General features: G+C 43.5%; 2 protein-coding genes. Both read left to right on the top strand.

Translation table 11 applies throughout. From position 1 onward, the window contains the following. Window positions 1–485: 485 nt before the first annotated feature. The gene (locus F6K38_RS37215; protein ID WP_502709642.1) at window positions 486–2615 is read left to right on the top strand and encodes an eCIS core domain-containing protein; all 2130 of its coding nucleotides are present in this window, start codon (window positions 486–488) and stop codon (window positions 2613–2615) included. Between the two features lie 338 nt (window positions 2616–2953). Beyond that, a partial coding sequence (locus F6K38_RS37210; RefSeq protein ID WP_287360034.1) for an eCIS core domain-containing protein occupies window positions 2954–3692 on the top strand: 739 nt, incomplete at its 3' end.

The raw sequence follows: 3692 nt of genomic DNA, 5'->3' as shown, positions 1-3692 counted from the left end.
TCACTCCATTGGCGATGGGAATGGCAGCATAATCCGTCAACAACGACTGAATTATCTGGCGATAAAACTCTAGGTTATACATTGTAAAATCACCTCTTTAATGGCGTCATAAATAAGTAAGCATATGTACTACGCGCAGGCTACGCCAACAGCTATCAGCACTCAGCAGTCAGTTTAAAAGAAGCGATCCGCCTGAAGGCTGTTATCATAGCTTGCCTATAGCGTATTAGCTGAATGGTTACGATAGAAAAATCCAAATTCCAGTGCGATCGCTAATAGTAGACCCCTTGCCAAAATAGTTTTATGGGTTACATTCAGCAGTCAGCAGTCAGCAGTCAGCCTTGGCCTGTGGTTGATAGCGGAATTGCCTTGGTTTGATGATACAGATCTTGTAGCCAAAAGCGAGTGGGGTGAACCCCATCAGTGCCATTCGGCTATATCATCTATATCATGATGATGTGACTGTTAAAGATTTAGTCAAGCTCATGGGTAATCTACGACAAAGCCAAACGAGACAGACACAAGCTCGAGATCAGTCAATAGTATCGGGAAGTAGGAAGCCAACATACCACCCAATCGAGGAACTGCAAGGGATAATCGGCAACCGAGCACTGGGTAATCTAATTAAATCCCAGCAATACAAATCTGGAGAAGTTCATCGTTCCCAAGATCCTCTGCTGAGTAGTGTTTCCTCTGTTAGTGGGCAGTCAATCCAGCGAATGCCAATGTTTAGGGGACTTTCCCATGAGTTAAGGGGCAATTGGCAGCAGGGCAATCCAGTACAGGCGAAGCTAACTATTGGTGAAGCTGGGGATAAGTATGAGCTTGAAGCTGACCGAGTAGCATCGGAAGTAGTGGACCGGATTAATGCACCAGTTTCTAGTTTGTCAACTCAACATCAGTCGATTCAAGCTCAAGGTCAGCAAGAGGAACTCAAGAGGAAGCCAATGGTGCAGCTTCAATCCATCGAAGGTGGAATGGCGGCTACCCCAGAGTTAGAAAGCTCAATCCAACAGGCAAGGGGGTCGGGGATGCCGATCGCCTTAAGTATCCGGAAACCAATGGAACAGTCGTTTGGGGCAGATTTTAGTGGAGTCAGGGTTCACAATGATGCCCAATCTGACCAGTTGAATCAATCTATTCAAGCTCGTGCTTTTACTACAGGTAAAGATATCTTCTTTCGGCAGGGGGAATATAACCCTGGGAGTCGAGGAGGGCAGGAGTTAATTGCTCATGAATTGACTCATGTGGTTCAGCAAAAGAAAGAGATACTAGGGAGTAGCGGGAGGAAGATAATACAGCGGGCGATTGCTATAGAGGCGGAATCAGATAATGAAATAAAAGTAGAAAGAAAAGACGAAAATAAAAAAGACTGCTTTACTCAAATAAAAGATACTAAGAAAGCGTTAGCAAAAAAAGGCAAAGTAGCAATAACAAGCGACAATGGCAATCTAGAATTCGTCACTGATCCGATGAATAATTCGGACGAAATAAAGGCAGCACATACAGATATGAAAAATTTTCTCAATGAGAATAAGAAAAGAAAAAATGATTTGGTGAATCAAGGCGATAATATAGGTGGTTTTTTGTTCTCAGGAGAAAAGGTGGCTGGCATGCCCTATCAAATAAGATATGTAGCAGAAGAGAGGAGAGATGCAGAAAAAGCGAAGTTTGTTCCACAGGCAACCCTAGACATACCGTTTAAACATTTTGGCTATTACATAGATCTATTAGCGGACAAAAACAACAAAGATTATCGCCAGTTGATAGGAAAGAGCGCGGCAGAAACAGCGCAACTTTTGAAATTAAAATTAAACGAAGAGATCATAGAAGAGACGATCAATCAGACAGATCTGAAAACTATAGACTCCCAGGAAGACTATAGAGCCGTAATAGGCTATCTAAAGATGCTCCTCATGGCACTAATCGAAACCTTTGATGCAAACACAAAAGGAAAAGAAGAGGATCCAAAATATGCTTTTGCTACAATGCCGAGAAATAGGTTTAGCGAAATGTATGAACAATTAAAAGCAAAGGATAGCATAGACCTAGAAAAGATCTTAGACATATTTAGTAAGAAAGTGCTCGAAAAAAGGAATCAACTAGAAATATTACCTGATATTTTTAGTAAAGGTCTTTATGACGAAACAGGCAAGAAAGTCGAAGAGTCTAAACAACCTACAGTATCATCATGGATTTCTAGTATCAAGAATCCGTTGCCAATGGATTTCATTCAACAGGAAATTGATGAGGGTAAGGATAAGGATAAACAGGGGAATGAATGGTTATCAGATGTTTTGTCACCCCCAGAAGGATACAGAACCAAAAGGGAGGGATTGGGAGCCTATGAATTAAATGAACAGGGAGTGCCATTTTTCGAGCTTAGGGATTTCATGAGTACCCGTAGCAATAAAAACATCCCATCAGCGCAGAAGATCGAAGACATCATGGCAAATGCCGAAAAACTATTCGAATTCGGAAAAAAGTTTTTGCCAAGTGAGTCGAAACTAGACACGAACTTCTCAAGTGCTGTAGATGATGGACAGGCGTCTACAGCAGCTGAATATAGTCCAAAAGCGAAAAGATTTAGATCAGCAGAACAAGATCAAGAATAGATAGTTGCAAAATATCACCAAATAATGGAGTAGTGCGAAGCTCTTGTAGGGTGGGCAAATGGACATGATTCCTAATTAAATTGCCAAACTCTCATCATTTGCCCACCCTAGTGCGATCGCTTTTGTAGGGTGGGCAAACGGACATGATTCCTAATTAAATTGCCAAACTCTCATCATTTGCCCACCCTACCCCTGCTCTGTTGTTGCTTGAGTTAACTAGGTGAGCTATGCCACGTTGGTAGGGATGTAGCGCGGTCTTGAGGTGAACCCCCTCAGTGCTATTCGGATATATCATGATGATGTGACCTTTGCCGACTATTTAAGATTGAGTCAAGCTCATGGGTAATCTACGACAAAGCCAAACCAAAAAGACACTAACTCGTGATCAGTCTCTTGTATCGGGAAGTAGGAAGCCAACATACCACCCCATAGAGGAACTGCAAGGGATAATCGGCAACCGAGCACTGGGTAATCTCATTAAATCCCAGCCAGACAAGTATGGACAAGTTCATCGTTCCCAAGATCCTCTGCTGAGTAGTGTCTCCCCTGTTAGTGGGCAGCCAATCCAGCGAATGCCAATGTTTAGGGGACTTTCCCATGAGTTAAGGGGCAATTGGCAGCAGGGCAATCCAGTGCAGGCGAAGCTGACTATTGGTCAAGCTGGGGATAAGTATGAGCTTGAAGCGGATCGAGTAGCATCGGAAGTAGTGGACCGGATTAACGCACCAGTTTCTAGTTTGTCAACTCAACATCAGTCGATTCAAGCTCAAGGTCAGCAAGATGAACTGATGAGGAAGCCAATGGTGCAGCTTAAATCCATCGAAGGTGGAATGGCGGCTACCCCAGAGTTGGAAACATCGATTCAACAGGCAAGGGGGTCGGGGATGCCCATCGCTGAGAGTATCCGGAAACCAATGGAACAGTCGTTTGGGGCAGATTTTAGTGGAGTCAGGGTTCACGCTGATGCCCAATCTGACCAGTTGAATCAATCAATTCAGGCTCGTGCTTTTACTACAGGTAAAGATATCTTCTTTCGGCAGGGGGAATATAATCCTGGGAGTCAGGAGGGGAAAAAGT

The sequence above is a fragment of the Moorena sp. SIO3B2 genome (assembly GCF_010692525.1).
GTDB classification, from domain to species: Bacteria; Cyanobacteriota; Cyanobacteriia; order Cyanobacteriales; family Coleofasciculaceae; genus Moorena; species Moorena producens.
The sequence above is the reverse complement of the archived record's forward strand: the minus strand, read 5'-3'. Positions and strand labels throughout refer to the sequence as shown.

What these genes read in the sequence shown, in the direction of transcription:
- F6K38_RS37215 (WP_502709642.1), top strand. Translation starts at nt 486, where the DNA reads ATGGGTAATCTACGACAAAGCCAAACGAGACAGACACAAGCTCGAGAT.